This window comes from Kaistia defluvii (genome assembly GCF_026343955.1).
GTDB classification, from domain to species: domain Bacteria; phylum Pseudomonadota; class Alphaproteobacteria; order Rhizobiales; family Kaistiaceae; genus Kaistia; species Kaistia defluvii.
This window is the reverse complement of the sequence record NZ_JAPKNI010000010.1, coordinates 118,057-143,174: the sequence shown is the minus strand read 5'-3', so window position 1 is coordinate 143,174 and position 25,118 is coordinate 118,057. Positions and strand designations below refer to the sequence as shown.

The following is a 25,118-nucleotide window of genomic DNA, read 5'->3' as shown; positions in this document are numbered from 1 at the left end:
GCGACGGGCACGATCGCGCCCCCTCTCCCGCGCGGGAGAGGGCTGGGGTGAGGGTCGCGAGCCCCGCCCTCAATAGTCCCACTGCGCGCCGATGCCGATCTCGTTCGAGCCGTCGGCGCCCGCTGCGCCCTGGATGCGGATGTTGCGGGTCACGTCGACATCGACCGTGACCTTGCTCGAATCCGGCGTCGTGCCCTGCTGGACGCCGACATAGATCTTGTCGTTCAGCCGCTTGCCGGCGCCGATCTGGCCACCCTTGCCGGTCGAATCCGTGCCGATGTTGAGCGCATCGACGCCGAGCGAGCGGCGGATCGAATCGACCACGCCCGGCCCGCCGCCGGAGAACTGCGCCACCGTCTGCGCCACCTGCAGCGCCTGGCCGGCGGTCAGCGTGCTGATCGAACGGCCGAACAGCAGACGGGCGATCACCTCGTCCTGCGGCAGGGTCGGCGTCGAGGTGAAGCTCACCTCCGGCGCCGAGGCGTTGCCGGCAATGATGATGCTGGCGACCACATCGCCGCCCGACGTGTCCGCCTTGAAGTTCAGCTCGGGATCGAGGCTGCCATTGAAGGTGATGGTGCCCTCGGTGAAGGTGAGCTGGCGGCCGACGATGCTGAAGCGTCCGCGCCGCAGGTTGAAGCCGCCCAGAGTGATCATGTCGGCCGTGGTGCCGCGCAGCGTCAGGTCGCCGCCGAACTCCGCGTCCATGCCCATGCCGCGCACGAATACGCCATTGGGGGCCGAGACCTTGAGGTCGAGATCGGCGACGAACGGGCTCGGCGCCTTGGCCTTCTTCCTGGCCGTGGCGTTGGCTCGGTTCTGCGCCTGGGCGCGGATGCCGCCTTTCACCTGCTGCTTGCCGCCGGTGTTGACGTGGCGCACATCGAGCGGATCGATGCCGCCGGAGATCTTGTCCGGAATGTTGATGTCGAGGCTGCGGACATTGATCTGGCCGGCGATCTTCGGTCGGGTCGCGACGGGGCCCTCGATGTTGATCTTTCCGTCGGCGACGAGGCGCATCAGGTCGCTGGAGACCAGCGTCGCCCTCTGCAGCGTCATCTCGACGGCGGCCGGGAAGCCCTGCGCCGGGTCGAGCGCGACATTGCCCTTGCCGACGATGCGGCCGCCCTGGATGGTCTGGGCTGAGAAGGACGAAACCGTGACCGCGCGGTCGGAGCCGGTCAGCACCGCCTCGATGTTGGAAAGCGCAATGCCATTCAGCGAGTCGTTGTAGCTGGCGCCCGAGACGCGGATGGAGCCGGAAGCGCGCGGCGCCGAAGTCGGACCGCCAAGCGCCGCGTCCACCACCGCCTTGCCGCGCAGATTGCCGCCGGAGGTGGCCAGCGCGGTATTGGCGATGGCGAGGTCGATCGCGCCCTTGATCTTCAGGTCCAGGTCGCCGGCGGCGATCGGCACCGACCCGTTGATCGTCAGGCCGGAAACCGAAGGCGCGTTGATGGTCGCCTGAACGCCGACGCGGCCGCCGTTCAGTTGTCCCCGCGCGGAAATATCGAACGGGCCGAGGCCGGCGCGGGCGATGTCGCCATTGGTGAGTTTTGCCACCTTGAGATCGTAATCGCCGGCCGGCGCGGTCGCCTTGCCGGTGATGCGCGCGGTGCCGCTCAGCGTGCCCCGCATGTCGAGCGTCGGCGCGGCGAGCGAGGCCAGCGACAGCGGCAGGTTGCGCAGGTCGACATTCAGGTCGAGCGTCTCGCCGGCCTTGCCGCTGATCGTGGCGCGGCCGTCTCCGGTCACCAGCGCCAGCCGGTCGATCGAGACGCCGCCCTTGGCGATGGTGATGTTGGAGGGCGCCGACAGCGTCACATTGGTCCCGGCGCGGGCGATCTTCAGCGCATCGAGGCGGATATTGGTATCGGCGCCGGCGGGCGAGATGCGCGCCTTGCCGTTGATGCTGGAGCCGAGCAGCGCGGTGTCGAGCGTCACGTCGGTGGCGGTGCCGGCGCTCTTCGCCGTCACGGTGGCGCTCTCGATGACCTGGCCGCCGGCGCGGACGCCGCCCAGCACGGCCTTGCCGTCGATCACCGGTGTGCCGAAAAGATCCGCGATACGGGCATTGATGTCGGCCCGGTCGACCCGGTTGCCGGCGACGTCGATGCCCTGCGCCTTGGCGTCGATCGCGACGCGCTGGGCGCCGTTCGACGCATCGAGCACGACGGTCGCATCCAGCTTGCCGGCGATGTCGGTCAGGATCAGCGCCGAGAGGTCGGCGAGGTTGGAGGCGGCAATGGTGATCTTGCCGTCGATCAGGCCGGAAGCGGCCAGCGCAGCCGCGCCCTCGGCGCGGACGCCGCCGATCGCCAGGTCGAGATCGTCGAGACGCCGGCCGCCATCGGCAAGCGAGGTCAGCGTCGCGCCGCCCTTGGCGGGCTTGCCTGCCAGCTTGCCGTCCAGCGCCACCGTGCCGCCGGGGCGACCCGTCAGATCCGTGAGATCGACCGAAAGCGTCAGGTTCTCGATCGGCTTGTCCATGGCGACGCCGGACGGAATCGAGACCTTGCCGGTGAGACCGAGCGCATCGAGCCCGCCGGTGAAGCGGAGGTCGGCATTGGCAGCCCCGGAGATGCGGGGATCGAACTGCTTCAGGTTGGCGAGCTTGACCCGCGCGGTCAGGTCGGCGGCGGATTTCTCGATGCCGCCATCGACCGCGACATCGAGGCCCTTGGCCGCGAGCGTCAGACCGTTGACGGCGATGCGGCCATCCTCGGCCAGCGATACCGCGCCCTTGATCCGGCTCTCGCCGGCGAAGAAATCGTCGACCTGGGCGATGCCCGTGGTGATCGCCTTGGACGAGCCGTCGAGGTCGAGCGCGATGCGGCGGGTCGAGGGGTCGGCATCGATCTTGGCGTCGAGCACGGCGCTGCCCGAAAGCGGCCGACCGGCGAGCCCGGAGAAGGCGGCGAGGTTGAGCCGGTCGAGGCGCAGCGCGCCCTGGACGGATTTCGGCGCCGCCGTGCCGGTGAAGGCGAGGTCGAGCGGCTCCAGCGTGACCTTGGCGTCGGTCAGCACCGGGCCAGCTTCGCCGAGCGAACCGGCGGCGGAGAGCTTCGCGGTCTTGCCGAGGGCGGCGGCAACCTTCGGATCCTCGGCGGTCAGGCCGGCGGCATTGCCATCGACGGTGAAGGCGAGCCCGCCGGCGGCGGGGGTGGTCTTGGCGACGAGGCTGATATCGGCGGCGCCATAACCGGCGCCGGAAAGATTCTGCGCGGTCAGCGTCGCGTCGACCGAGGGCGAGGCGAAGGCGCCCGTCACGGCGGCGTTCAGGCGCCAGCCGGACCAGGTGACGCCCGGCGCGAAGGCGGCGAAATGGGACGGGTCGCCGCCCACCAGATCGAGCTTCAGATCGGCGGTCCTGGCAGAGGTGTCGAGCTGGCCGACCAGCGCCAGGCCGAAGCCGGCGGCGGTGGCGTTCAGACCTTCGAGCGCAATGCGCCCTTCCGGCTCGACGATGGCCGAGCCGATCAGCGTCGTCTGCCCGCTGAACAGCGGCCGGATATCGGGTGGCACCAGGCCGGCGATCTCGCCGGTGAGATCGAGCATGACGCGGCGGCCATTCTCGACCTGCTTGATGGCGGCGGTTCCGCCGAGATGGCCGGCGGCGCCCGCGTCGAGCGCGATGCGGCCGTCCCAATTGTCGAGCGGCGCATTGCCCTTGACCGACAGCGACAGGGCGGGAAGCCCCTCGATCTGCGCCAGCCGCGCGACCAGGCCGCCGGCCGGCTCGCTGGCGGTCACGTCGAGATAGAGCGAATCCGTGCCGTCGCCCGGCGCATAGCGGGCGCGGCCCTTGATCTCGCCGGGCGCGTCCTCGCGCACCAGCGCGAAATCGAGCGCCAGCCCTTCGGCCGGATCGACCAGGCGGGCCGAGGCCTGCAGGCGGAGAACCGCCGCCATGCCAAGCACCGGCTCGCCAATCTCGATCCGGGCGATATCGAGCTGATCGAGCGCGATGCGGATGAACGGAAGGCCATTGCCGGACGACGTCGACGTCGAGGGCGGCAGCATGGGCTTGCGCGAGACCGCGACCCGGTCGGCGGCGAGATCGCTGATCGCCACCTTGCCGGAAAGCAGCGACATCGGATGCCAGGCTAGACGCAGGTTTTCGATCTGGGCGAACGGACCCGTGGCGTCGGCGACGTCGATGCGCGCGACGCTCATGTCGGACGGCACGAAGCCGGAAATGCCTTCGATCCGGACAGTCAGCCCGTCACTGCTGGCAAGCCGGCTACCGACATTGGCGAGCATGCGCAGGCCGGGCCCGGTCTGCAGGAAACCGAACAGGGCGACGAGCGTGAGCAGGACGGCGATGAAACCGAAGCCGAGCCAACGCAGGATGGTGAGGGCGCGGGGCATCAGAAGGATTGTCCAAGGCTTATATAGATGCCGTAACCGGCATCGTCGGGCTCAGGATTGAGCGGAATGGCGACATCAAGCCGGACAGGACCGATGCCGGTATAATAGCGCAGACCGAGGCCCGCGGCATAGCGCAGGTCGCCCAGATCCGGCACCGAGCCTTCCGAGGCGGCGCCGATGTCGATGAACGGGACGAGGCCGATCGTGTCCGTGATCTTCACCCGCGCCTCGACGGAGGCGGTGACGAAGCTGAGGCCGCCGATGATGTCGCCATCGGCATTGCGCGGGCTCGCCGACTGATAATCATAGCCTCGCAGCGAGCCGCCGCCGCCGACATAGAAACGGCGCTGCGGCGGAACGTCGAGCAGGTCGGCGCCGAAGATCGTGCCGGCCGAGATCTTGCCGGCGAGGATATAGCGCTTGTCCTCGTCGAAGGCGCGATAGGCCGACAGCGAACCCTTGAACATCATCGGGCCGGCGCTGGCCTGGCCGAGATAGGCGAAGGGCTCGAACGTGCCGCTGGCGCGGATGCCCTTGGAGGGATCGAGCGCATTGTCGGTGGTGTCGTAGGCGACGTCGATCGGCACGCCGACGATGGTGTCGTCGCGCGAACCGTTGGTGTCCTGGACGTGCGACTGCTCGAGATCGAGGCCGACCTGGACCGAGAACTGGTCGCTGTAGTTGCGGCGAACGCCGCCCGTGAAGGTCACGCCCTCGCGGACATAGGCGTCGGTCACCTCGCGCAGGACCGCCGCCTGGGCGACGAGATCGTCGATCGGCGTCCAGATGCCGGGTTTGCCGAAGGTGGCGGCGAAGCGATAGCCGAGCGGATTGGCGTCGGGCACCGCCTCGGACTTGCCGCCGAACCACGAGACCTGACCGTCCAGGCGCAATGTCTCGGCGCCGCCGAACAGGTTGCGGTGGCCCCAGAAGGCATTGATCGACGAACCGTCGGTCGAGGAGTATTTGGCGCCGAAGCCGATATAGCGCGGCTTGCGCTCGGTGACCTCGACATCGACCGGCAGGCGGCCATTGGCGTCGAGCTTGGTGCCCTCGACGACCCGAACGCCGGAGAACGCCTCGTATTTCAGCAGAGACTTGCGCGTGTCGGCCAGGCGCTGCGGCGAGAACATCTCGCCCGGGATGATGCGCACGCGTTCCTGGACGAAGGACGGCCGCACCTTCTCCGTGCCGGAGACCGTGACCTGGCCAAAGGCAACCGCCGGGCCGGGGCTGACGACATAAGTGACGTTGACGAGGTTGGTCGCGTGGTCGGCGACCACGTCCTTGTCGACGACCTTGGCGAAGGCATGGCCTTCCTTGCGATAGAATTCGGCAATCCGGCCCTCGGCGTCGAGGATGGAAGTCGACTTCGCCTCGTCGCCCGGCAGCAGGCGAAGGCTCTTCAGCGTCGGCGCCATGGCGAGCGGCCGGTGACGATCGGCATCGACCAGCGTGATCTCGCCGAAATGGAACAGCGGCCCCGTGGTGACGTCGACCTGGACGGGCACCGGCCCGGCCGGACGCGCCGCCTCGATCACCTGCAGGATATCGGGCGCGTCAATATCGCGGCCGGCGATGGTGATGCGGATGGTGCCGGCATAATAGCCGTTGGCGTAGAGGGCGGCGGTGATCTGGTCGATGTCGGCGCGCGCGCGGCGCAGCAGCCCGGCCGCGCCCGAAGGCGGCGACTTCTTCATCGAGTTGAGATTGGAGGCGGCGGCGATCGCCTTGCGCAGCGAGCGTGGGGCGTCGATGACGTTGATCGTCGGCTTGTAGGGGACGGCGTCGGCGACCGGCTCTTCCTTGGTCTTGCCGAAGAACGACCGGATTCCGCTGAAAAATCCGCCATCCTGGGCGTAGCCCGCCGACGAGCCCACCATAATCAGGACAAGGGCCGAGGCGAGAGTCTGGTGCAACCGGCGCCGCAAACGTTTGCCGCGCGGCGGGAGAAGAGAGACTTTCAACGGTACTACACCCATACACATCGCCGGAACGCTACTTCGGCCTATACGCTCCTGTCTCTATGAGACTATCCTTAACATTTACCATACATAGGCCCTCGCGCCACTACCGCCCGTCAGCGAAAGGCGATCCCTGCAACCCTGGGAAGGGTGCCGGCGGCAACGTCAGGCTGGGTGGAACTCGGCCATCATGGTCGGAAGCAGTTCCGAAACCGTCGGGTGAATATGGACACCGCGCCGCACTTTTTCAAACGGGCGCTTGGCATACATGACGTCGATCAGCGAATGCACCGCCTCGTCGCAGCCGGTTCCCAGCAGCGCCGCGCCCAGGATCTCGCCGCTGTCGGCGTCGGCGACGATCTTCATGAAACCCTGCGTTTCGCCCTTTTCGATCGCCCGGCTGACGCGGGCCATCGGCCGGGTCGAAACCAGGATATTCCGGCCGGTCTTCTTCGCCTCGGTCTCTGTCAGGCCGACGCGACCGAGCGGCGGATCGATATAGAGCGCATAGACCGGGATGCGGTCGCTGACGCGGCGCGGGTCGTTGTCGAGCAGGTTGGCGGCGACGATCTCGAAGTCGTTATAGGCGGTGTGGGTGAAGGCGCCCCTGCCGTTGCAATCGCCCATCGCCCAGATGCCGTCGACATTGGTGCGGAGCGCGTCGTCGACGATGATGTAGCCATGCGCATCGAGCGCGATCCCTGCCTTTTCCGCGTCGAGATCATCGGTGTTGGGACGGCGGCCTGTGGCGACGAGCAGGTGCGAACCGCCGACGGCCTGCAGCCCGTTCGGGCCGTCATGGCTGAGCGCGATGCTGCCGGAACCGTTGGTCGCCCGGCTGACCGAGAGGTTGGCGGCGCCGGTGACGATGTCGATCCCCTCGGCAGTCAGGATCTCCGCCACCGCGCGCGAAATATCCTCGTCCTCGCGGCGGATCAGGTGGGGTCCGGTTTCAAACACCGTCACCTTGGCCCCGAAGCGGCGATAGATCTGCGCGAATTCGAGCCCGATATAGCTGCCGCCGATGATCAGCAGGTGATCGGGAACGACATCGAGGTCGAGGATCGTGCTGTTGGTGAGATGGGGCACCGAGGCGAGACCCGGAATCTCCGGCAGGATGGCGCGGCCGCCGACATTGATGAAGATCCTGTCGGCCGAGAGCACGTCGTCGCCGACCTGCACGCGCCTGGCATCCAGGAAGCGGGCATGGCCGCGATAGACGGTGCAGTTGGCCATGCCGTCGAGCCAGGCTCCGATGCCGTCGCGCGAGGCGCCGGAGACGCTGTCCGCGCGCGCCTTGACCTTCTTCATGTCGATTTTGACCGGGCCGTCGAGGAGAACGCCGTAATCGGCGGCGCGGCGCGCCATCTGCGCCGTCTTGGCGCTGGCGACGAGCGTCTTGGTCGGGGTGCAGCCGGTGTTGACGCAGGTGCCGCCGAACCGGTTGCGCTCGATGATGGCGACGCTCATTCCGGCCTCGGTCAGCCGGCCGGCAAGCGGCGACCCGGCCTGGCCGGTGCCGATGATGATGGCATCAAAGGATGGCATGCGTATCTCCGGTCGGCTGGATTCAGTCGGTGACGAGATCGGCATATTCGGGATGGCGCGCGATATAGGCATGCACGAAGGGGCAGAGCGGATGCAGCCTGGCGCCGCGGGCGCGGATGTTGTCGAGCACGGCGCGCACCAGTTGCGTGCCGACGCCCCGGCCGGCGAGTTCGGCCGGCACTTCCGTGTGGACGAGTTCAATCACGTCGCCCTGCATCCGGTAGAGGATGAAGGCGACATGGCCGTCGACCTCCATCTCGAAGCGCGTCGGCGTGATCTGAAGGTCCGGCTTGTCGCTCATGCTCGTCCGCCCGGCGCAACATGCGCCAGCCGACGCTAGCAGGTCACGGGCTCGGCCAGAAGCCGCAGAATCACGCAGTTTTGCCGGCTTAGCCGGATTTTTGTGCCCACGCCTGCCGTCGCCGCGGGGCGCGAAACCCGTGCGGCTGCCCAAAGAGGCAGCAAACTGCCGGAAATCCTGCCCTTGACGAAGGGCGCCATTGTAGAAATGATCAGATGTCAGACCAATTATGAAAGCCCTCGGGCGTGGCAACGGGATGAGCGCGTGATCCAGACGAGCCGGATTCTTGATGCGAAAAGCGCTGCACCCGATCGGGTGCCGGCGTGACGCTTTCCGTTCCCGGCCTGTCGCCGCTGCCAGCTTCCGACCGTGCCGGCACGGTGATGAAGGCGCTGGCCGACTATATCGCCCAGTCCGGGCTGAAGCCGGGCGAGCGCCTGCCGACCGAGCGCGAGCTGATGCTGTCGCTGGCCGTCGGCCGTTCGACGGTGCGCGAGGTCATCCGCCAGTTCCAGGCGCTCGGCGTCGTCGAGTCGCGAAAGGGCAGCGGCACCTATCTGCTGCGCGGCATCTCCTCCGACACCATCCACATGCCGCTTTCGATCGATGCCGGCACGCTGCGCGAGGGCCTGCTGGCGACGCTCGACATCCGGCGCGGGCTGGAGGCCGAAGCCGGCGCGCTGGCGGCGCTGCGGCGGACCCGGGCCGATCTCGACATCATCGAGGAAAGGCTGGAGGCGATGGAGAAGGTCCATCTCGCCGAGGGCACCTCGGGCAAGTACGACCTCGCCTTCCATCTCTCGGTATATGACGCCTCGCACAATCCGATGTTCGGGCAGTTGCTGGAGCAGATGCGCGAGGCCTTCGAACGCTTCTGGACCAAGCCTTTCGACCGGCCCGACTTTGCCGGCCGTTCCTTTCCCTTCCACCGCACGCTGTTCGAGGCGATCGCGGCCCGGGACGCCGATCGCGCCCGCCGGGAGACCCTGACGATCCTGGAGATCGTCGAGGAAGACATTCGGGAGATGTCGCAGGACATCGCCCAGACCATGCACAAGGTATCGAAATGAACGACTTCACCGCGGCCTTCGACCACGCGTCCCTCATCGCCGCCCATGACGACGTCAACGCCTATGACGCGGTGGTGCCGCCGATCGTGCAGACCTCGCTCTTCACCTTCTCGTCCTATGCCGAGATGGAAGAGACCTACAAGGGGCTCAAGGTTCGCCCGACCTATAGCCGTGGCCTGAACCCGACCGTGCGCATCTTCGAGGAGAAGGTCGCAGCCATGGAAGGTGCCGAGGACGGCCTCGCCTTCGGCAGCGGCATGGCGGCGATCTCGTCAACCGTGATCACCTTCGTCAAGCCGGGCGACCGCGTCGTCTGCGTGCGCCACGTCTATCCCGACGCCTATCGCCTGTTCGAGACGCTGCTCGCGCGCTACGGCGTTTCCGTCACCTATGTCGACGGCCGCGACGAGGCGGCGGTCGAGGCAGCCCTGCCCGGCGCCACGCTGTTCTACATGGAGAGCCCGACCAGCTGGACCATGGAGACGCATGACGTCCAGGCGCTGGCGGCCATGGCCAGGCGCCACGGCGTCCTGACCGCGATCGACAACAGCTGGGCCTCGCCCGTGTTCCAGCAGCCGATCCAGCTCGGCGTCGACCTCGTCCTGCATTCGGCATCCAAATATCTCGGCGGCCACAGCGACGTCGTCGCCGGCATCGTCGTCGGCTCGAAGGAACTGATCGGCAAGATCCGCTCCGGCACGCTGCCCTATCTCGGCGGCAAGCTGTCGCCCTTCGACGCCTGGCTGCTGATCCGCGGCCTGCGCACCCTGCCGATCCGCATGAAGGCGCATGAAGCCGCCGCGCTGCATGTCGCGCGCCGCCTGCTCGATCACGACACGGTCGCGTCGGTCGAGCATCCCGGCCTCGGCAACGCGCTGCCGGCCGGCCTTTCCGGCACGTCGGGCCTGTTCTCGTTCACCTTCCGCGAGGGCGCCGTCGACATCGCCAGGTTCACCGACGCGCTCGGCCTGTTCAAGATCGGCGTCAGCTGGGGCGGACATGAGAGCCTCGTGGTGCCGGCGCAGGTCGTCCGTGTCCAGGCCGCCGGCCCCAATTCGGCAATCGACTTCGGCGTCAGCGCCAACATGGTTCGTCTGCATGTCGGCCTCGAGGGGGCCGACGCGCTCTGGAACGATCTCGCCGCGGCCATCGAGTCCGCCCGGCGAGCGTAAGCACTGCAGTTAACAAGAAGAGGGAGACCAAGAATGTTCAGGAAGATCGCCGCGGCCGCCGTCATGACGGCGCTGCTCGCCGGTTCGGCGCTTGCCGATACCAAACTGAAGCTTGTCGAAGTGATCACCAGCCCGGAGCGCACCGAGACGCTCAAGGGCATCGTCAAGACCTTCGAGGAAGCCAATCCCGGCACCACGGTCGAGATCATCTCGCTGCCCTGGGGCCAGGCCTTCGAGAAGTTCGCGACCATGGTCGCCGCCGGCGAGACGCCCGACGTCATGGAAATGCCGGATACCTGGCTGTCGCTCTATGCCAATCGCGGCATGCTCGAAAACCTCGAGCCCTACATCGCCAAGTGGGATGAGGCTTCCGACCTGAACGACCGCGCGCTGGAACTCGGCCGCTCGGTCAAGGACACCGCCTACATGCTGCCTTACGGCTTCTATCTGCGCGCGATGTTCTACAACAAGAAGCTGTTCGAACAGGCCGGCGTGACGGAAGTTCCGAAGACGCTGGTCGAGTTCGAGGAAGCCGCCAAGAAGGTCTCGGCCCTGCCGGGCAAGTCGGGCTACTGCCTGCGCGGCGGCCCGGGCGGCCTGAACGGCTGGGTCATGTTCGGCGCGATCGCCAATGGCGACAACACCTTCTTCAAGGAAGACGGCACCTCGACCTTCGCCGATGCCGGCTGGGTCAAGGGTCTGACCTTCGTCACCGACATGTACAAGAACGGCCTCGCGCCGAAGGACAGCGTCAACTGGGGCTTCAACGAGATCGTGGCCGGCTTCTATTCCGGCACCTGCGCGATGCTCGACCAGGACCCGGACGCGCTGATCGCCATCGCCGAGCGGATGAAGCCGGAAGACTACGGCATCATGACCATGCCGAAGGGCGAGAACGGCAAGACCTTCCCGACCATCGGTTATGCCGGCTGGTCGATGTTCTCGACGAGTCAGGACAAGGAAGCGTCCTGGAAGCTGCTCGCAGCGCTTGAGGGCAAGGAAGGCAACATCGCCTGGAACAAGAAGACGGGCGCTCTGCCGGCCCGCAAGTCGGCCGAAACCGACCCGTTCTATGCCAGCGAGCAGTTCAAGGGCTGGTTCGCCGAGCTTTCGGACAAGGACGTCGTCCCGACCGTGATGCCGACCTACCTGCCCGAATTCGCCTTCTTCAAGGACTCGCTGGTCATCAAGACGAGCCAGCAGGCGCTGCTCGGCGAGATCACGCCGGAAGAGCTCGGCCAGCAGTGGGCCGACTACCTGACCAAGAGCCAGCAGAAGTTCCTCGCCACCAAGTAAGCGTGGCGGCGACGTTCTAGCCTTCGCCCGCGCTTCGGCCCGGGCCACCGTCGGACCGGCCCTCCCCCCGCGGGAGGGCCGGCACCCGGCAGAGACGGTTGCGGGAGGGGACGCCCCTCGCCGGGGCGATACGCGCCTCCCGAAACCCAGATTCCGCGACTGCGACCTCCGCCAAGAGAGGTTCCACAGGCTGCGAAGAGACCAAAGGGATCGACTTCCGATGACAGAGGCCGTGAGCGCCCCATATGGGCGAGATCGACGACCGTTCTTGCGGCGGCTCGCCAATGCGAGCGAGCCCTATCTCTATTCCGCCCCGGCGCTGATCCTGATCGTCACGGTGATGCTGGTGCCGCTCGTGATCGGCATTTCCTATGCCTTCCGCGACATGACGCTGCTGGACCCGTTCTCGGGCGGCTTCATCGGCCTCGATCATTTCCGCGCCATCGCCAAGGACAAGACCTTCTGGCTGGCGCTGAAGAACACGGTCTACTGGACGGGCTATTCGGTCGGCCTGCAGTTTGCCTTCGGCCTGATCCTGGCGCTGCTGCTCGACAAACCCTTTTATGGCCGCGGGCTTGCCCAGGCGCTCTGCTTCCTGCCCTGGGCCGTGCCGAGCTTCCTGTCCGGCCTGAACTGGGCCTGGATGTTCAATCCCGTCGTCGGCCCGATCCCGCACTGGCTGTACGGCATGGGCCTGATGAGCGCGCCGGACAACATCCTGTCCGATCCGGATCTCGCCATGTGGGGCCCGATCATCGCCAATGTCTGGTGGGGCATCCCGTTCTTCGCCATCACGCTGCTGGCCGCCCTGCAGTCGATCCCGCGCGACCTCTACGAGGCGGCCGCCATCGACGGCGCCACGCCGTTCCAGCGTTTCCGCTCGATCACCCTGCCCTTCCTGGCGCCGACGATCGCCATCACCGTCATGCTGCGCACGATCTGGATCGCCAATTTCGCCGATCTGATCGTCGTGATGACCAATGGCGGCCCGGCCGACAAGACGCAGATCGTCGCCAGCTACATCTTCACCCAGGCCTTCCGCAGGCTCGATTTCGGCTACGCCTCGGCAATCGCATTGGTCCTCCTGATGCTGCTGATGATCTATTCGTTGCTGATCGTGTTCCTGCGCCAGACGCTGCTCAAGGAACGCTAGACCATGATCCGACCCAAGCGCCTTGGCATGACACTCGCCCACCGGGCGGCCATCCTCCTCTACATCGCCTTCGCCCTGTTCCCGCTCTACTGGCTGGTCAAGGTCTCGGTGACGCCGAACGACCTCCTCTATTCCGAGGGCGTCAAGATGTGGCCGTCGCGGGCGACGCTCGACCATTTCGCCTTCGTGCTGGAGCACAGCGACTTCCCGCTGTTCTTCCGCAATTCGATGATCGTGTCCGTCTCGACGGCGTTCATCGTCACCCTCCTGTCCTCGATCGGCGGCTATGCGCTGTCGCGCTTCACCTTCCGCGGCAAGTTCTGGATCGTCGGGCTGATGCTGCTGACGCAGATGTTCCCGCTGGTGATGCTGATCGCGCCGATCTTCAAGATGCTGTCGCCGCTCGGGCTCACCAACAGCCTCTCCGGCCTGGTGCTGGTCTATGTCGCCTTCAACGTGCCGTTCGCGACCTTCCTGATGCAGTCCTTCTTCGACGGCATCCCGAAGGATCTCGAGGAAGCGGCGATGATCGACGGCGCCACCCGCTTCATGGCGTTCCGGCAGATCATCCTGCCGCTGACGCTGCCGGGCATGGCGGCGACGCTGGGCTTCGTCTTCACGGCGGCATGGAGCGAGCTGCTGTTCGCGCTGATGCTGATCTCCGGCGTCGACGCCAGCACCTTCCCGGTCGGGCTGCTCAGCTTCGTCTCGAAATTCTCGGTCGATTTCGGACAGATGATGGCAGCCGGCGTGCTCGCGCTGATCCCCGCCTGTATCTTCTTCCTTCTCATCCAGCGCTACCTCGTGCAGGGCCTCACGGCCGGCGCGGTCAAGGGCTGACGGAGTTCGCAATGGCATCCATCGATATCACCGACGTCCGCAAGGCCTATGGCAGCACCAAGATCCTGCATGGCGTCGACCTGACCATCCAGGACGGCGAGTTCGTCGTGCTGGTCGGCCCGTCCGGCTGCGGCAAGTCCACCCTGCTGCGGATGATCGCCGGCCTGGAAGACATCTCCTCCGGCGAGATCCGCATCGGCGGCAGGGTCGTCAACGACCTCGACCCGAAGGACCGCGACATCGCCATGGTGTTCCAGTCCTATGCGCTCTATCCGCATATGACGGTCGCCGACAACATGAGCTACAGCCTCAGGCTCCGGAAGACGGCAAAGGAGAAGATCGCCGCCGCCATTTCGGGCGCCGCCACCAAGCTCAGCCTAACGCCGCTGATGGAGCGTCGCCCCAAGGCGCTCTCCGGCGGCCAGCGCCAGCGCGTCGCCATGGGTCGCGCCATCGTGCGCTCGCCCAAGGCGTTCCTGTTCGACGAGCCGCTCTCCAACCTCGATGCCCGCCTGCGCGAGCACATGCGCGGCGAGATCAAGAAGCTGCACCAGGACCTCGGCGCCACCTCGATCTACGTCACCCACGACCAGATCGAGGCCATGACGCTGGCCGACCGGATCGTCGCGATGAATGCAGGCCTCGTGCAGCAGGTCGGCAGCCCGCTCGACCTCTATGACCGCCCGGCCAACCTCTTCGTCGCCGGCTTCATGGGGTCGCCGGCCATGAACATGTTCGAGGGAACCTACCGGAACGCCAATGGCGGCACGGTCGAGCTGGCGCAGGGCGTCGTCGTGCCGCTTGCCGGCCCGGCCCCGACCGCCGATGGCACCAAGGTGACGCTCGGCATCCGCCCGGAGCATGTGCTGGTCGGCAAGACCGGGCTCGAAGGCATCCAGGCGCTGATCTCGCTGGTCGAGCCGACCGGCTTCGGCACCATCCTGCACGCCAGCGCCTTTGGCGAGGACGTCAAGGCGTTCTCGCTGGAGCGCGGCGTTGCCGTGCGCGGCGACACGGTCAGCGTCTCGTTCCCGGTCGACCGCATCCACCTGTTCGATACCGCGACCGGGTCGCGCATCGGCTGATCACGACAGCCAACGCGCCCGGCCGACCGGGCGCGTTGCGGAACCGCTGGACCGCGCCGCGCCGTTCGGTCCATCCTTCGCTATCTGGATCGATGGAGGATCGTCCATGCCGACCGCGCCCGCCCCGTCTTCGCCGTCTCCGGACCGCCTCGCCCTTCTGGCGGAGCTGGAAAAGAAGATCCTCTGGCTGGCGGCGTGGACCATCCACAACGCCAACCACCTCCGCGACAATGCGGAAGGAATCAAGGTCGGCGGCCACCAGGCCTCGTCGGCGTCGCTCGCCACGATCATGACGGCGCTTTATCTCGACGTGCTGCGCCCGCAGGACCGCGTCGCGGTCAAGCCGCATGCGAGCCCGATCTTCCACGCCATCCAGTACCTGCTCGGCCGCCAGACGCGCGAAAAGCTCGAGAATTTCCGCGGCTACAAGGGCGCCCAGAGCTACCCGTCCCGCACCAAGGACATGGACGGCGTCGACTTCTCGACGGGCTCGGTCGGCCTCGGCGTGGCGCAGACGCTGTTTTCCTCGCTGGTGCAGGATTATGTCCGCGCCAAGGGCTGGAGCGGCGAGCACCCCGAAGGCCGGATGATCGCGCTGGTCGGCGACGCCGAGATGGACGAGGGCAACATCTTCGAGGCCCTGCTCGAAGGCTGGAAGCACGGCCTGCGCAACACCTGGTGGATCGTCGATTACAACCGCCAGAGCCTCGACGCCGTCGTCCGCGAAGGCCTGTGGCAGCGTTTTGAAGCGATCTTCCAGAACTTCGGCTGGGACGTCGTGGTGCTCAAATATGGCGTGCTGCTCGAAGCCGCCTTCCAGGAGCCGGGCGGCGAGCGCCTGCGCGACTGGATCGACCATTGCCCGAACCAGCTCTATTCCGCCCTCTGCTTCCAGGGCGGCGCGTCCTGGCGCAAGCGGCTTCTCGACGAGATCGGCGACCAGGGACCCGTGACGAAACTGGTCGAATCGCGCTCGGACGAGGAACTGGCGCGGCTGATGACCAACCTCGCCGGCCACGACCTGCCGACGCTGCTCGACGCCTTCGCCAAGGCGGGCACGCATGACCGGCCGACCTGCTTCATCGCCTATACGATCAAGGGCTTTGGCCTGCCGCTCGCCGGCCACAAGGACAATCATGCCGGGTTGATGAACCCGACCCAGATGGACGCGTTCCGCACCGCGATGAACGTCCGGCCAGGACATGAGTGGGAAAACTTCGAGGGCCTTTCCGAAGCGCCCGAAAAGCTTCAGGCCTTCCTCGACGCCGTGCCGTTCAACAAGCGCGAGAAGGCCGCCGTCTCGCCGCATATCGACGTGCCCGCCGTGCTGCCGACCCCCGGCGTCGGCGGCAAGGAGCTCTCGACCCAGGCCGGTTTCGGCCAGATCCTGAACGAGATCTCGCGCGAGGACAGCGACTTCGCCAACCGCATCGTCACCACCTCGCCCGACGTCACCGTCTCGACCAATCTCGGGCCCTGGGTCAACCGGCGCGGCCTGTTCGCGCTCGAAAGCATGGCCGACACCTTCAAGTCGGAGCGCATTCCCTCGACCTTCAACTGGGAATTCTCGCCCTCGGGCCAGCATCTGGAACTCGGCATCGCCGAGATGAACCTGTTCCTGATGCTCTCGGCGCTGGGGCTCAGCCATTCGATCAATGGCGAACGCCTGCTGCCGATCGGCACGCTCTACGACCCGTTCATCTATCGCGGCGCCGACGCGCTCAACTATGCCTGCTACCAGGATGCGCGCTTCATCCTCGTCGCCACGCCGTCCGGCATCACGCTGGCGCCGGAAGGCGGCGCGCACCAGTCGATCGGCACGCCGCTGATCGGCATGGCGCAGGACGGCCTCGCCGCCTTCGAGCCGGCCTTCGTCGACGAACTCGCCACCATTCTCCGCTTCGGCTTCGACTACATCCAGAGGAATGGCGACGGCGACCCGGACGAGCGCACCTGGCTGCGCGACCAGACCGGCGGCTCGATCTATCTGCGCCTGTCGACCCGGCCGCTGGAACAGCCGGTCCGCACGATCGACGAGGAGCTTTCGCGCGCCATCGTCGACGGCGCCTACTGGCTGCGCAAACCCGGCCCGAACGCGGAGGTGGTCATCGCCTATACCGGCGCGGTCGCGCCCGAGGCGATCGAGGCGACGGGCCTGCTGGCCGAGGATCGCCGCGACATCGGCCTGCTCGCCATCACCTCGGCCGACCGCCTCAATGCGGGCTGGACCGCGGCCGGACGCGCCCGCGAGCGCGGCTTGGTCCATGCCCAGTCGCATGTCGAGCGGCTGTTCGCGGACCTGCCGCCTCATTGCTCGCTGGTGACCGTGCTCGATGGCCATCCGGCGACCTTGGGCTGGCTCGGCTCGGTCGGCGGCCACCGCACCCGCTCGCTCGGTGTCGAACATTTCGGCCAGACCGGCACGATCGCCGACCTCTATCGCCACCACGGCATCGACGCCCAGGCGATCGTTCGCGCCGCGCTGGCACTCGCGCCGGAGCGCCCGGTCCGCTATCTGCGCGAGGCGTCGGGACCTGGGGTTTAGGTCGCTTCACTTTCACCTCTCCCTGAGGGAGAGGTCGACGGCGTAGCCGGCGGGTGAGGGGTTAGGGACCCATCCGGAGAGGGCGTAAACCCTCACCCGGACCTTCGGTCCGACCTCTCCCTCAGGGAGAGGTGAAGAGCCGGCTCGGTGCTGACAATCCGGCTGAATGGATGCCAGTTCGGGCCGGGATGACGCCGGAGTGTTGCGGGCGCCGGCCTGCTCCCTCGCCCGCGCACGGGAGAGGGCTGGGGTGAGGGTCTTCCCTGAATCGGCCTCAGACGATCGTCTCTGTCGACGCTCCGACGCGCTCCAGCAGGGCGACAAGACCGTCCTTCATCTGCGGCGCGCCGGCGGCGATGCGGTTGCCTTGCAACATGCCGTCGCCGGACAGGAAATCATTGTGCCAACCGCCGGCTTCCCGGATCAGGCAGAGACCGGCGAGGCAATCCCACGAATTGATATGCTGCTCGTAATAGCCGACCAGCCGGCCGCAGGCGACATAGGCGAGCATCAGCGCGCCAGAACCGTTGCGATAGAACATGCCGCCGGCTTCCAGCAGCGCGGTGACGAAGCGACCGACATCCGCCGGGGGGATGCGGTGGTTGCTGCCGAAACCGAGCAGGCCGTCCTCGATGGCGCGGGCCGGCGCGACCGCGATCGGCGCGCCGTTGAGGAAGGCGCCGAGACCCTTGGCGCCGGCGAAGAACTCGTCGCTGACCGGCGCATAGATGACGCCGATCTCGGCCTCGCCGCCAACCGCCACGGCGATCGACACGCACCAGTGCGACAGGCCGTTGAGGAACGGGCTGGTGCCGTCGATCGGATCGACCACCCAGAGCACGCCGGACTTGCCCTCGACCAGGCCATCCTCTTCGCCCAGCACGCCATCGTCGGGAAACGTCTCGGCGATGCGGGCGCGGATCAGCACCTCGACCTCGCGGTCGGCGATGCTGACGACATCCTGGCCGCCATGCTTGAATTCGACGGCCAGAGTCGAGAGGCGCTCGAAATAGCCGAGCGCCAGCGCACCGGCCTCGCGCGCGATTTCCTGCGCCAGGGTGAAGCGGGCGATGCGGTCTTCGATCGAAAGGGTCACGTGATTTTTCCGTTCAGGCGTGGTTTCGCGCAAACGGTAGCACAGCCGCATGAAGGGGTTGCAACAAGCTAGACAGGCCGGACGGCTTCGTCCGGGAGTTCGACCCGCGGCAGGCTGATTTCCTGCACCAGGCCGCCTTGCTCGCCATTGCGGATCAGGATGCGGCCGCCCAGGCGCTCGACGATTTCCTTGGCGATCGCGAGGCCGAGGCCGGCGCCGGGCACCGACTGGCGGCGCGCCGGATCGACCCGGAAAAACGGCTCGAAGGCGCGCTCGATCATCTCGGGCGGTATGCCCGGGCCCCGGTCGACGATGCGAATCATCGCGGTCTCGCCCTGGCGCGTGACGCTGATCGTGCCGCCGCCGCCATGGGTCGCGGCATTGATCATCAGATTGCGCAGCGCCCGCGTCAGCGCCAGCGGCGCGGCGGCCACCGCCACGGCGTCGAGCGGACCGACCTCGATGTCATGGCCCTGCACGGCCAGTTCCGTCGCCAGCCGGCGGACGAGTTCGTCGAGTTTGACGGGATCGCGGTCGCCCTCCTCCACCTCCTCGCGCACGAGACGGATGGCGCTGTCGGCAATGCGGTCGAGTTCGTCGAGATCGTTCAGCCAGTTCTGCCGTTCGTCGTCGTCGAGGAATTCGGCGCGGAGCCGCATCCGCGTCATCGGCGTGCGAAGATCGTGGCCGGCGGCGGCGACCAGGCGCATCCGGCTCTCCATCGCGCTCTTGAGCCGGGCCGACAGGCGGTTGAGCGCGCCGGCCGTGGCCCGCGTCTCGGCCGAGCCGGTCTCCGGCAACGCCGGCAGCACCCCGTCCGCGCCGACCGAGGCGATCGCCGCCTCGATCATCTGCAGCGGCTTGGTCAGCCGGTTGGCGATCACCAGCGCGATGACGGCCGCGCCCAGGATGATCGCCAGCATCCAGCCGATCAGCACGATCCAGCCGGCGCGCGCCGGCGGCGCATTGGAAAGCGGCACGGCGATATAGCCGAGGTCGCTGATCGGGATCGAGACCAGCGCCGGCGCATGCGGCCGCGGCTGGGTGACGATCACGTCGCGCGGATGGCCGGCATGGTCGAGAATATTGCGCAGCGACCGCGTCAGCTCTTCATGCACGGGCCCCCGCGCCGGTCTGTCGCGAAGGCGGATGCCGAGATCGCGGCCATGCCCGGTCCCGGGCACCACCTGGCCGTCGCGAAAATCCTCCGGATGGCGCTCGACGAGCTGGGCGATCAGGTCGATCTGGATCGCCGTCGGGCCCAGCATCCGCCCGGGGCCGGGCTCGCCGATGACGCTGACAGCGACCAGCGTGGCCAGCCCCACCACGGCGACGATGGCGCCGATGACGAGCAGGCCGATCTTGAGGCGAAGCGAATTCAAGCCGCCCCCTCCGTCTCGACCTTCACCGCCAGCTGGTAGCCGCCATTGCGTACCGTCTTGAAGATGTTGAACTTGCCATCGTCACCCAGCTTGCGGCGCAGACGGCTCATCAGCACGTCGATCGAGCGGTCGAGCGGGTCGGCCTCACGGCCCTGGGTCAGGTCGAGCAACTGCTCGCGCGACAGCACGCGGCCGGGACGGTCGAGGAAGACGATCAGCAGGTCGAATTCGGCGCCGGTCAGCACGATCTCGGCGCCGTCGGGATCGACCACCGTGCGCGTCTCGGGCGCGGCGACGAACCCGGCGAAGCGGTAGCTCACGGCCAGCGCGGGCGCCTCGACCACCTCGGCCGAGCGGCGCAGCACGGCACGAATGCGCGCCAGCAGTTCGCGCGGGTTGAACGGCTTGCCGAGATAGTCGTCGGCGCCGATCTCCAGCCCGATGATGCGGTCGACATCCTCCTTCAGCGCCGTCAACAGGATGACCGGGATCGGCGGGCGGCGGTCGCGCAGCTGGCGGCAGATGTCGAGGCCGGATCCGTCCGGCAGCATCACGTCGAGCACGATCAGGTCGATATGCTGGGTGGCGAGCTTGTCCTCCAGCTCGCGCTTGTCGGCCGCCAGCGTGACGCGCAGGCCCTGGCCGTCGAGATAGCGGCCGAGAAGCCGGCGGATTTCGAGGTCGTCATCGACGACGAGGATGTGCGGCGGGTTGGACATTGCGGCGCTGGGCCTCTTGAACCTGTCTGACGGAGGCCGGCGGGATTGGCGCGGCGCGGAACCTTGGCCCAAGCTCTACCCGCTCGACGGATCGGGGGCTCGGCTTTTTCGTAACCGAACGTCTCCAAGCGACCCCGGGAAACATTTCGCAACGAAATCGTTTACCCCGGACATGCTCCGACACGAAACGACCTACCGGGGAAACAGCCCGCTCCTAGCTTCGGATCGTGCCCAGCGTAAGCCATTGGAGATTTCTATGAAGCGTACTCTCGCAGCCCTGACGATCCTGTCCCTCGCCAGCGTCTCGGCGATTGCCGTCGCGCCGGCCTTCGCCAAGCCAGACGCTCCCGCCGCGACCGAAAGGGGCGACCGCCCCATGATGCGCGGCATGCATGAAGGCCGTCACGGCGATATGCGTGGCCATGGTCCTCGCGGTCCGCGCGGCGAGCGCATGCAGATGTGGCTCGCCCAGAACCTCAGCACCGTGGAAACCCTGATCGGCATCCGCGCCGACCAGCATGACGCCTGGCGCGACTATACCAACGCGCTGCTCGCCATGTTCCAGCCGCCGGCGCCCCCGGCGCCGCCCGCACCGCCGGCCCCGCCGGCAGCCGGCACCACGGATGCGCAGCCCGCTCCGGCGCCCAAGCCCGCGCCGCAGGCCTTCGCCCGCGAAGAACGCCTGATCCGGAACGTCACCGACCGCGCCGCCAAGGCAGCCGATCTGTCGAAGGCGATCGACGCCCTCAAGGCCAAGCTGACCCCCGAGCAGTTGGACAAGCTGGCGAATGCCGACCTTCGCTTCGGTCCCCCGATGGGTCCGCGCGGTCCCGGCCGTGATCGTGGCCCCGGCCACGGCCCGCATGGACATGGCCCCCATGGTCACGGCCCCCATGGCCATGGCCCGCATGACCGTGGTGGCCCGATGGCCGGTGACGACATGGGTCCCGGCGGCCCGATGGGCGGCGACGACATGGGTCCGGCCGGTCCGGCCCAGGACGAAGGCGGCCCCGCGGATGGCGGCCCGGACGCCGGTCCGGCGGATTGATCCGGCGCGCGAAAGCGTGATGCAAACACGACCGGGGAACCATCCCCGGCCGTCGGAGTTGACAAGACAGACTGACTTCTGACCCCCCCAATACGGCCCCGCCCTGAACCCCAGGGGCGGGGCCATTTTTGTTTTGGCCCTCTCCGGTCGCGCATGAATCGCGCGGCAGCTCCACCGCATATTGCACGCGATATGCGTTTGTGGTTACATCCCCTTCGCGAACGTGGACTGGTGGAGCAGGCCGCGTCAGTCGCTGAGGGAGGACACCATGAATCTACGCCACCGTGGCGCGCGCTCGCGCGCCCTGCCGATGCTTGCCGCCGCCCTGTTCGGACTTGCCGCAGGCGCCGCCCATGCATCCGACAACAAGATCGCGCTCATTCCGGGCGGCCCGCATCCCTATTTCGCGCCCTGGGAACAGGCCGGCAAGGACGCGGCGAAGGACTTCGGCATCGCCGCCGTCGACTTCAAGGTTCCGGCCGAGTGGAAGTTGAACCTGCAGACCGAATTGGTCGAAAGCCTGGTCAGCCAGGGCTACACCGCCTTCGGCATCTTCCCGGGCGATGCCGTCGGCATCAACCAGACGGTCGAGGAACTCACCGCCAACAACATCCCGGCCGCGGCGCTCGCCGGCTGCGCGCAGGACCCGACCAAGATGTCGTTCTGCCTCGGCACCGACGTGTTCAACTCGGCCTATCTCGGCACCCAGGCGCTGATCAAGTCGCTCGGCGGCAAGGGCAAGATCGTGCATCTGGCCGGCCTGCTGGTCGACCCGAACACCAAGCTGCGCATGGACGCGGTCGAGAAGGCCGTCAAGGAAACGAACGGCGCGGTCACCATCGTCCAGCACATCACCGATACCGATGCGCAGGAAGCCGCCGACCAGAAGATCAACGCCCTGCTCGGCGCCCAGAAGGACGAGATCGACGGCCTGATCTCGACCGCCTACATCCCCTCCGTGGTCGCGGCCAAGTCGCTGCGCAATCTCGGCGACAAGCGCATCAAGCTGGTCGGCATCGACGATGACCAGATCGTTCTCGACGGCATCAAGGACGGCTTCGTCGCCGGCACGATGGCGCAGAACCCCTATGGCCAGGGCTATGTCGGCGCCTATGTGCTCGACCTGATCGCCAGCGGCACCTGCACGGTCAAGGCCGATGCGCCGTGGATCAAGACGCCGCAGACCGAGCATTTCATCGACTCGGGCACGCTGCTGATCTCGAACGACAACGCCGCGACCTACAAGGACGATCTGAAGAAGATCACCGCCGAGATCCAGTCCACCTTCAAGGACAAGTATCTCACCTGCAAGTAAGCGGGTCGCACTCCGGGATGATGGCGGGATCAACCGCCGCCATCATCCTGAGGTGCCGCGAAGCGGCCTCGAAGGAGGCTCGCGCTCGCGAGACATCTGGATCACCCTTCGAGGCTTCGCTGGCGCGAAGCACCTCAGGATGATGCCGGGTTCGATCTGGTCAAGGCGTCGCCCGGCCAGCGTCTCGCCATCCTCTCACATGGCTTCACCATGACCCTTTCCGTCCCATCCGATTCCCGCGCGCGGCCGTCCTTTCTAGCGGAACAGTCGAACCTGATCGGCCTCGCGGCCATCATCCTGCTGTTCTGGGTGCTGTTCACCAGCCTCGCCCCCGGCTTCGTCTCGACCTTCAACCTGTTCGCGCTGTCGCGCTCGCTGGCGGTCGACGTGGTCATCGGCTTCTCGACCATGGTGGTGCTCGCGACCGGCGGCATGAACCTCGCCATCGGCTCGATCGGCGTCTGCGCGGTGATGGCATCCGGCTATCTGATGCAGACGCTGGGCCTGCCGATCCCCGTCGCCATGGCGCTGGCGCTGCTGCTCGGCGCCTTTCTCGGCTGGCTGAACGGCTTCGTCATCGTCCGCTCCGGCGTCAATTCCTTCATCATCACGCTCGCCAGCGCCAGCCTGTTCCTGGGCGGCATGCTGATCCTTTCCAAGGCGCAGACCTTCAACGCGCTGCCGCCGGAAATCGCCGCCTTCGGCCGCATGCGCTGGGGCTTCCTGTCGCCGCTGCTGTTCGTCGCGCTCGGCCTCGGCGCCGCGCTGATCGTGCTGTTCCGCTTCACCGCGCTGGGCCGCGAGATCCTGGCCGCCGGCGCCAATGCCCGCGCCGCCGAGCTTTCCGGCGTCCCGGTCGGCCGCGCCATCATCATCGCGCATACGCTGTCGGGCGCGCTCGCCGCCTCGGCCGGCCTGATGCTCGTCTTCCGGCTCGGCGCCGCCATGCCGTCGATCGGGCAGGATTGGCTGCTGCCCTCCTTCCTCGCGCCGGTGCTGGGCGGAACGCTGCTCGCCGGCGGCTATGTCTCCGTCGTCGGCACCATCCTCGGCGCCTTCCTCGTCACCACCATCCGCTCGGGTCTGCTGGTCATGCAGATCGGCAATTTCTGGCTCCAGCTCTTTCTCGGACTGATCCTGCTCGCCGCCGTCATGCTCGACCGCTATCGCAGCGTCTATGCCGAGCGCCGCAGCCTGGGACGCAGAGATTCTGGCCGCCGCAATTCGGGACGCCGCGCATGAGCACCCTCACCCGCAACATGAGCTTCGGCCAGCGCTTCCTCGCCAATGAGTGGTCGGCGCTGGCGGTGGCGATCGTCATCGGCCTGGTGGCGCTCGCCGCGCTGTCGCCGGCCTTCCTGACCGAGTTCAACCTCTATGTGATGCTGCGCTCGTTCTGCGTCGTGCTGATCGTCGCCTTCGCGCAGATGCTGACGCTCGCCGTCGGCCAGATGAATCTTTCCGTCGGTGCGCTGGGCGGGCTCGTCGCCATCGCCGTTGGCGGCATGATGGAGAAATGGGGCTTCCCGGTTCCCGTGGCGATCCTCAGCGGCCTCGCCATCGGCGCCGCCGGCGGCCTGATCAACGGCCTGCTGACCGTCCGTACCGGCATCAACGGCTTCATCATCACGCTGGCGACGGCGTCCGCCTTCACCGGCATCAATCTGGGCATCACCGAGTCGATCCCGTTCTACAATCTGCCGGCCGGCTTCGTCGCCTTCGGCACCGGGCGCTTCTATGCCCTGCCCTATCTGCTGCTCCCCCCCGTGCTGATCGCCATCGCGCTGGCCTTCTTCCTGGCGCGCACCGTGCCGGGCCGGCAATTGCTCGCCGTCGGCGGCAACCCGCAGGCCGCCGAGCTTTCCGGCATCCCGCGCGACCGCGTCATCGTCATGGCGCATACGCTGTCCGGCCTGCTCGCCGCCGCCGCCGCCATCCTCGCCGTGGCGCAGCTCGGCTCGGCCCAGCCGACCATCGGCGTCGACTGGCTGCTGATGTCCTTCGCCGCCCCGATCATCGGTGGCGCGGCGCTGACCGGCGGCCATATCTCGGTCGCCGCCACCGCGCTCGCCGTTGTGCTGATCGTCATCATCCAGAACGGCATGGTGCTGGCCAAGGTGGATCCCTACTGGGTCCAGTTCCTGCTGGGTGCGCTGATCCTTGCCGCGGTCGGTTTGAACCGGCTGCGCGCCGTCCGCGCGGGAGGCGCCTGA

Annotated in this window: 18 protein-coding genes; 11 read left to right on the top strand and 7 right to left on the bottom strand. The window is 67.3% G+C overall.

Going from position 1 to position 25,118, the window contains the following annotated elements; translation table 11 throughout:
* Positions 1-69 precede the first annotated feature (69 nt).
* From OSH10_RS20555 to OSH10_RS20540, 4 genes are all read right to left on the bottom strand, one after another.
* Entirely contained in the window at positions 70-4,371 is a 4,302-nt protein-coding gene (locus OSH10_RS20555; RefSeq protein ID WP_266334181.1) for a translocation/assembly module TamB domain-containing protein, read from the bottom strand.
* Entirely contained in the window at positions 4,371-6,290 is a 1,920-nt protein-coding gene (locus OSH10_RS20550; protein WP_266334179.1) for an autotransporter assembly complex protein TamA, read from the bottom strand. The genes OSH10_RS20555 and OSH10_RS20550 overlap by 1 nt, the downstream gene beginning before the upstream one ends.
* 210 nt (positions 6,291-6,500) lie before the next feature.
* Complete coding sequence (locus OSH10_RS20545; RefSeq protein WP_266334177.1) at positions 6,501-7,883, bottom strand: FAD-containing oxidoreductase; 1,383 nt, start codon at positions 7,881-7,883, stop codon at positions 6,501-6,503.
* A gap of 22 nt (positions 7,884-7,905) precedes the next feature.
* Complete coding sequence (locus OSH10_RS20540; protein ID WP_266334175.1) at positions 7,906-8,184, bottom strand: GNAT family N-acetyltransferase; 279 nt, start codon at positions 8,182-8,184, stop codon at positions 7,906-7,908.
* A gap of 383 nt (positions 8,185-8,567) precedes the next feature.
* Between OSH10_RS20540 and OSH10_RS20535 the strand changes: the two genes are divergently transcribed.
* From OSH10_RS20535 to OSH10_RS20505, 7 genes are all read left to right on the top strand, one after another.
* Positions 8,568-9,254, top strand: a complete 687-nt coding sequence (locus OSH10_RS20535; protein ID WP_266334230.1) for a FadR/GntR family transcriptional regulator — start codon at positions 8,568-8,570, stop codon at positions 9,252-9,254.
* Complete coding sequence (locus OSH10_RS20530; RefSeq protein WP_266334173.1) at positions 9,251-10,426, top strand: PLP-dependent transferase; 1,176 nt, start codon at positions 9,251-9,253, stop codon at positions 10,424-10,426. Before OSH10_RS20535 ends, OSH10_RS20530 begins: the two co-directional genes overlap by 4 nt.
* Before the next feature lie 33 nt (positions 10,427-10,459).
* Positions 10,460-11,722 (top strand): ABC transporter substrate-binding protein, encoded by a 1,263-nt coding sequence (locus tag OSH10_RS20525; protein ID WP_266334171.1) that lies wholly within the window; start codon positions 10,460-10,462, stop codon positions 11,720-11,722.
* A gap of 220 nt (positions 11,723-11,942) precedes the next feature.
* Complete coding sequence (locus tag OSH10_RS20520; protein WP_266334169.1) at positions 11,943-12,875, top strand: carbohydrate ABC transporter permease; 933 nt, start codon at positions 11,943-11,945, stop codon at positions 12,873-12,875.
* A 3-nt stretch (positions 12,876-12,878) separates the two neighbouring features.
* The gene (locus tag OSH10_RS20515) at positions 12,879-13,715 is read left to right on the top strand and encodes a carbohydrate ABC transporter permease (protein ID WP_266334167.1); all 837 of its coding nucleotides are present in this window, start codon (positions 12,879-12,881) and stop codon (positions 13,713-13,715) included.
* Between the two features lie 11 nt (positions 13,716-13,726).
* Positions 13,727-14,800 (top strand): ABC transporter ATP-binding protein, encoded by a 1,074-nt coding sequence (locus OSH10_RS20510; protein ID WP_266334165.1) that lies wholly within the window; start codon positions 13,727-13,729, stop codon positions 14,798-14,800.
* Positions 14,801-14,906: 106 nt separating this feature from the next.
* Positions 14,907-17,345, top strand: a complete 2,439-nt coding sequence (locus tag OSH10_RS20505) for a transketolase-like TK C-terminal-containing protein (protein ID WP_266334163.1) — start codon at positions 14,907-14,909, stop codon at positions 17,343-17,345.
* Between the two features lie 274 nt (positions 17,346-17,619).
* On the opposite strand, the gene OSH10_RS20500 is transcribed toward OSH10_RS20505, so the two are convergent.
* The 3 genes from OSH10_RS20500 to OSH10_RS20490 are packed head-to-tail and all read right to left on the bottom strand — an operon-like array spanning position 17,620 to position 20,542.
* On the bottom strand, positions 17,620-18,492 hold the full coding sequence (locus OSH10_RS20500; RefSeq protein WP_407660740.1) for an inositol monophosphatase family protein: 873 nt from the start codon (positions 18,490-18,492) through the stop codon (positions 17,620-17,622).
* 17 nt (positions 18,493-18,509) lie between these two features.
* On the bottom strand, positions 18,510-19,823 hold the full coding sequence (locus OSH10_RS20495) for an ATP-binding protein (RefSeq protein WP_266334161.1): 1,314 nt from the start codon (positions 19,821-19,823) through the stop codon (positions 18,510-18,512).
* Positions 19,820-20,542, bottom strand: a complete 723-nt coding sequence (locus OSH10_RS20490) for a response regulator (protein WP_266334159.1) — start codon at positions 20,540-20,542, stop codon at positions 19,820-19,822. The genes OSH10_RS20495 and OSH10_RS20490 overlap by 4 nt, the downstream gene beginning before the upstream one ends.
* Before the next feature lie 256 nt (positions 20,543-20,798).
* Here OSH10_RS20490 and OSH10_RS20485 point away from each other — a divergent pair, with 256 nt between their 5' ends.
* The 4 genes from OSH10_RS20485 to OSH10_RS20470 all read left to right on the top strand — a co-directional run bounded on the left by OSH10_RS20485 (position 20,799) and on the right by OSH10_RS20470 (position 25,118).
* Positions 20,799-21,590 carry a hypothetical protein gene (locus tag OSH10_RS20485; RefSeq protein ID WP_266334157.1) on the top strand — a complete coding sequence of 264 codons (792 nt, stop codon included), beginning with the start codon at positions 20,799-20,801 and terminating at the stop codon, positions 21,588-21,590.
* 268 nt (positions 21,591-21,858) lie between these two features.
* Complete coding sequence (locus OSH10_RS20480; protein WP_266334155.1) at positions 21,859-22,905, top strand: substrate-binding domain-containing protein; 1,047 nt, start codon at positions 21,859-21,861, stop codon at positions 22,903-22,905.
* A 210-nt stretch (positions 22,906-23,115) separates the two neighbouring features.
* Complete coding sequence (locus tag OSH10_RS20475; protein ID WP_266334153.1) at positions 23,116-24,147, top strand: ABC transporter permease; 1,032 nt, start codon at positions 23,116-23,118, stop codon at positions 24,145-24,147.
* Entirely contained in the window at positions 24,144-25,118 is a 975-nt protein-coding gene (locus tag OSH10_RS20470; protein WP_266334151.1) for an ABC transporter permease, read from the top strand. The genes OSH10_RS20475 and OSH10_RS20470 overlap by 4 nt, the downstream gene beginning before the upstream one ends.

Coding starts and splice junctions, on each gene's coding strand:
- OSH10_RS20555 (WP_266334181.1), bottom strand. CDS start 4,371: ATGCCCCGCGCCCTCACCATCCTGCGTTGGCTCGGCTTCGGTTTCATC.
- OSH10_RS20545 (WP_266334177.1), bottom strand. CDS start 7,883: ATGCCATCCTTTGATGCCATCATCATCGGCACCGGCCAGGCCGGGTCG.
- OSH10_RS20540 (WP_266334175.1), bottom strand. CDS start 8,184: ATGAGCGACAAGCCGGACCTTCAGATCACGCCGACGCGCTTCGAGATG.
- OSH10_RS20535 (WP_266334230.1), top strand. CDS start 8,568: ATGAAGGCGCTGGCCGACTATATCGCCCAGTCCGGGCTGAAGCCGGGC.
- OSH10_RS20530 (WP_266334173.1), top strand. CDS start 9,251: ATGAACGACTTCACCGCGGCCTTCGACCACGCGTCCCTCATCGCCGCC.
- OSH10_RS20525 (WP_266334171.1), top strand. CDS start 10,460: ATGTTCAGGAAGATCGCCGCGGCCGCCGTCATGACGGCGCTGCTCGCC.
- OSH10_RS20520 (WP_266334169.1), top strand. CDS start 11,943: ATGACAGAGGCCGTGAGCGCCCCATATGGGCGAGATCGACGACCGTTC.
- OSH10_RS20515 (WP_266334167.1), top strand. CDS start 12,879: ATGATCCGACCCAAGCGCCTTGGCATGACACTCGCCCACCGGGCGGCC.
- OSH10_RS20510 (WP_266334165.1), top strand. CDS start 13,727: ATGGCATCCATCGATATCACCGACGTCCGCAAGGCCTATGGCAGCACC.
- OSH10_RS20505 (WP_266334163.1), top strand. CDS start 14,907: ATGCCGACCGCGCCCGCCCCGTCTTCGCCGTCTCCGGACCGCCTCGCC.
- OSH10_RS20500 (WP_407660740.1), bottom strand. CDS start 18,492: ATGCGGCTGTGCTACCGTTTGCGCGAAACCACGCCTGAACGGAAAAAT.
- OSH10_RS20490 (WP_266334159.1), bottom strand. CDS start 20,542: ATGTCCAACCCGCCGCACATCCTCGTCGTCGATGACGACCTCGAAATC.
- OSH10_RS20485 (WP_266334157.1), top strand. CDS start 20,799: ATGAAGCGTACTCTCGCAGCCCTGACGATCCTGTCCCTCGCCAGCGTC.
- OSH10_RS20480 (WP_266334155.1), top strand. CDS start 21,859: ATGAATCTACGCCACCGTGGCGCGCGCTCGCGCGCCCTGCCGATGCTT.
- OSH10_RS20475 (WP_266334153.1), top strand. CDS start 23,116: ATGACCCTTTCCGTCCCATCCGATTCCCGCGCGCGGCCGTCCTTTCTA.
- OSH10_RS20470 (WP_266334151.1), top strand. CDS start 24,144: ATGAGCACCCTCACCCGCAACATGAGCTTCGGCCAGCGCTTCCTCGCC.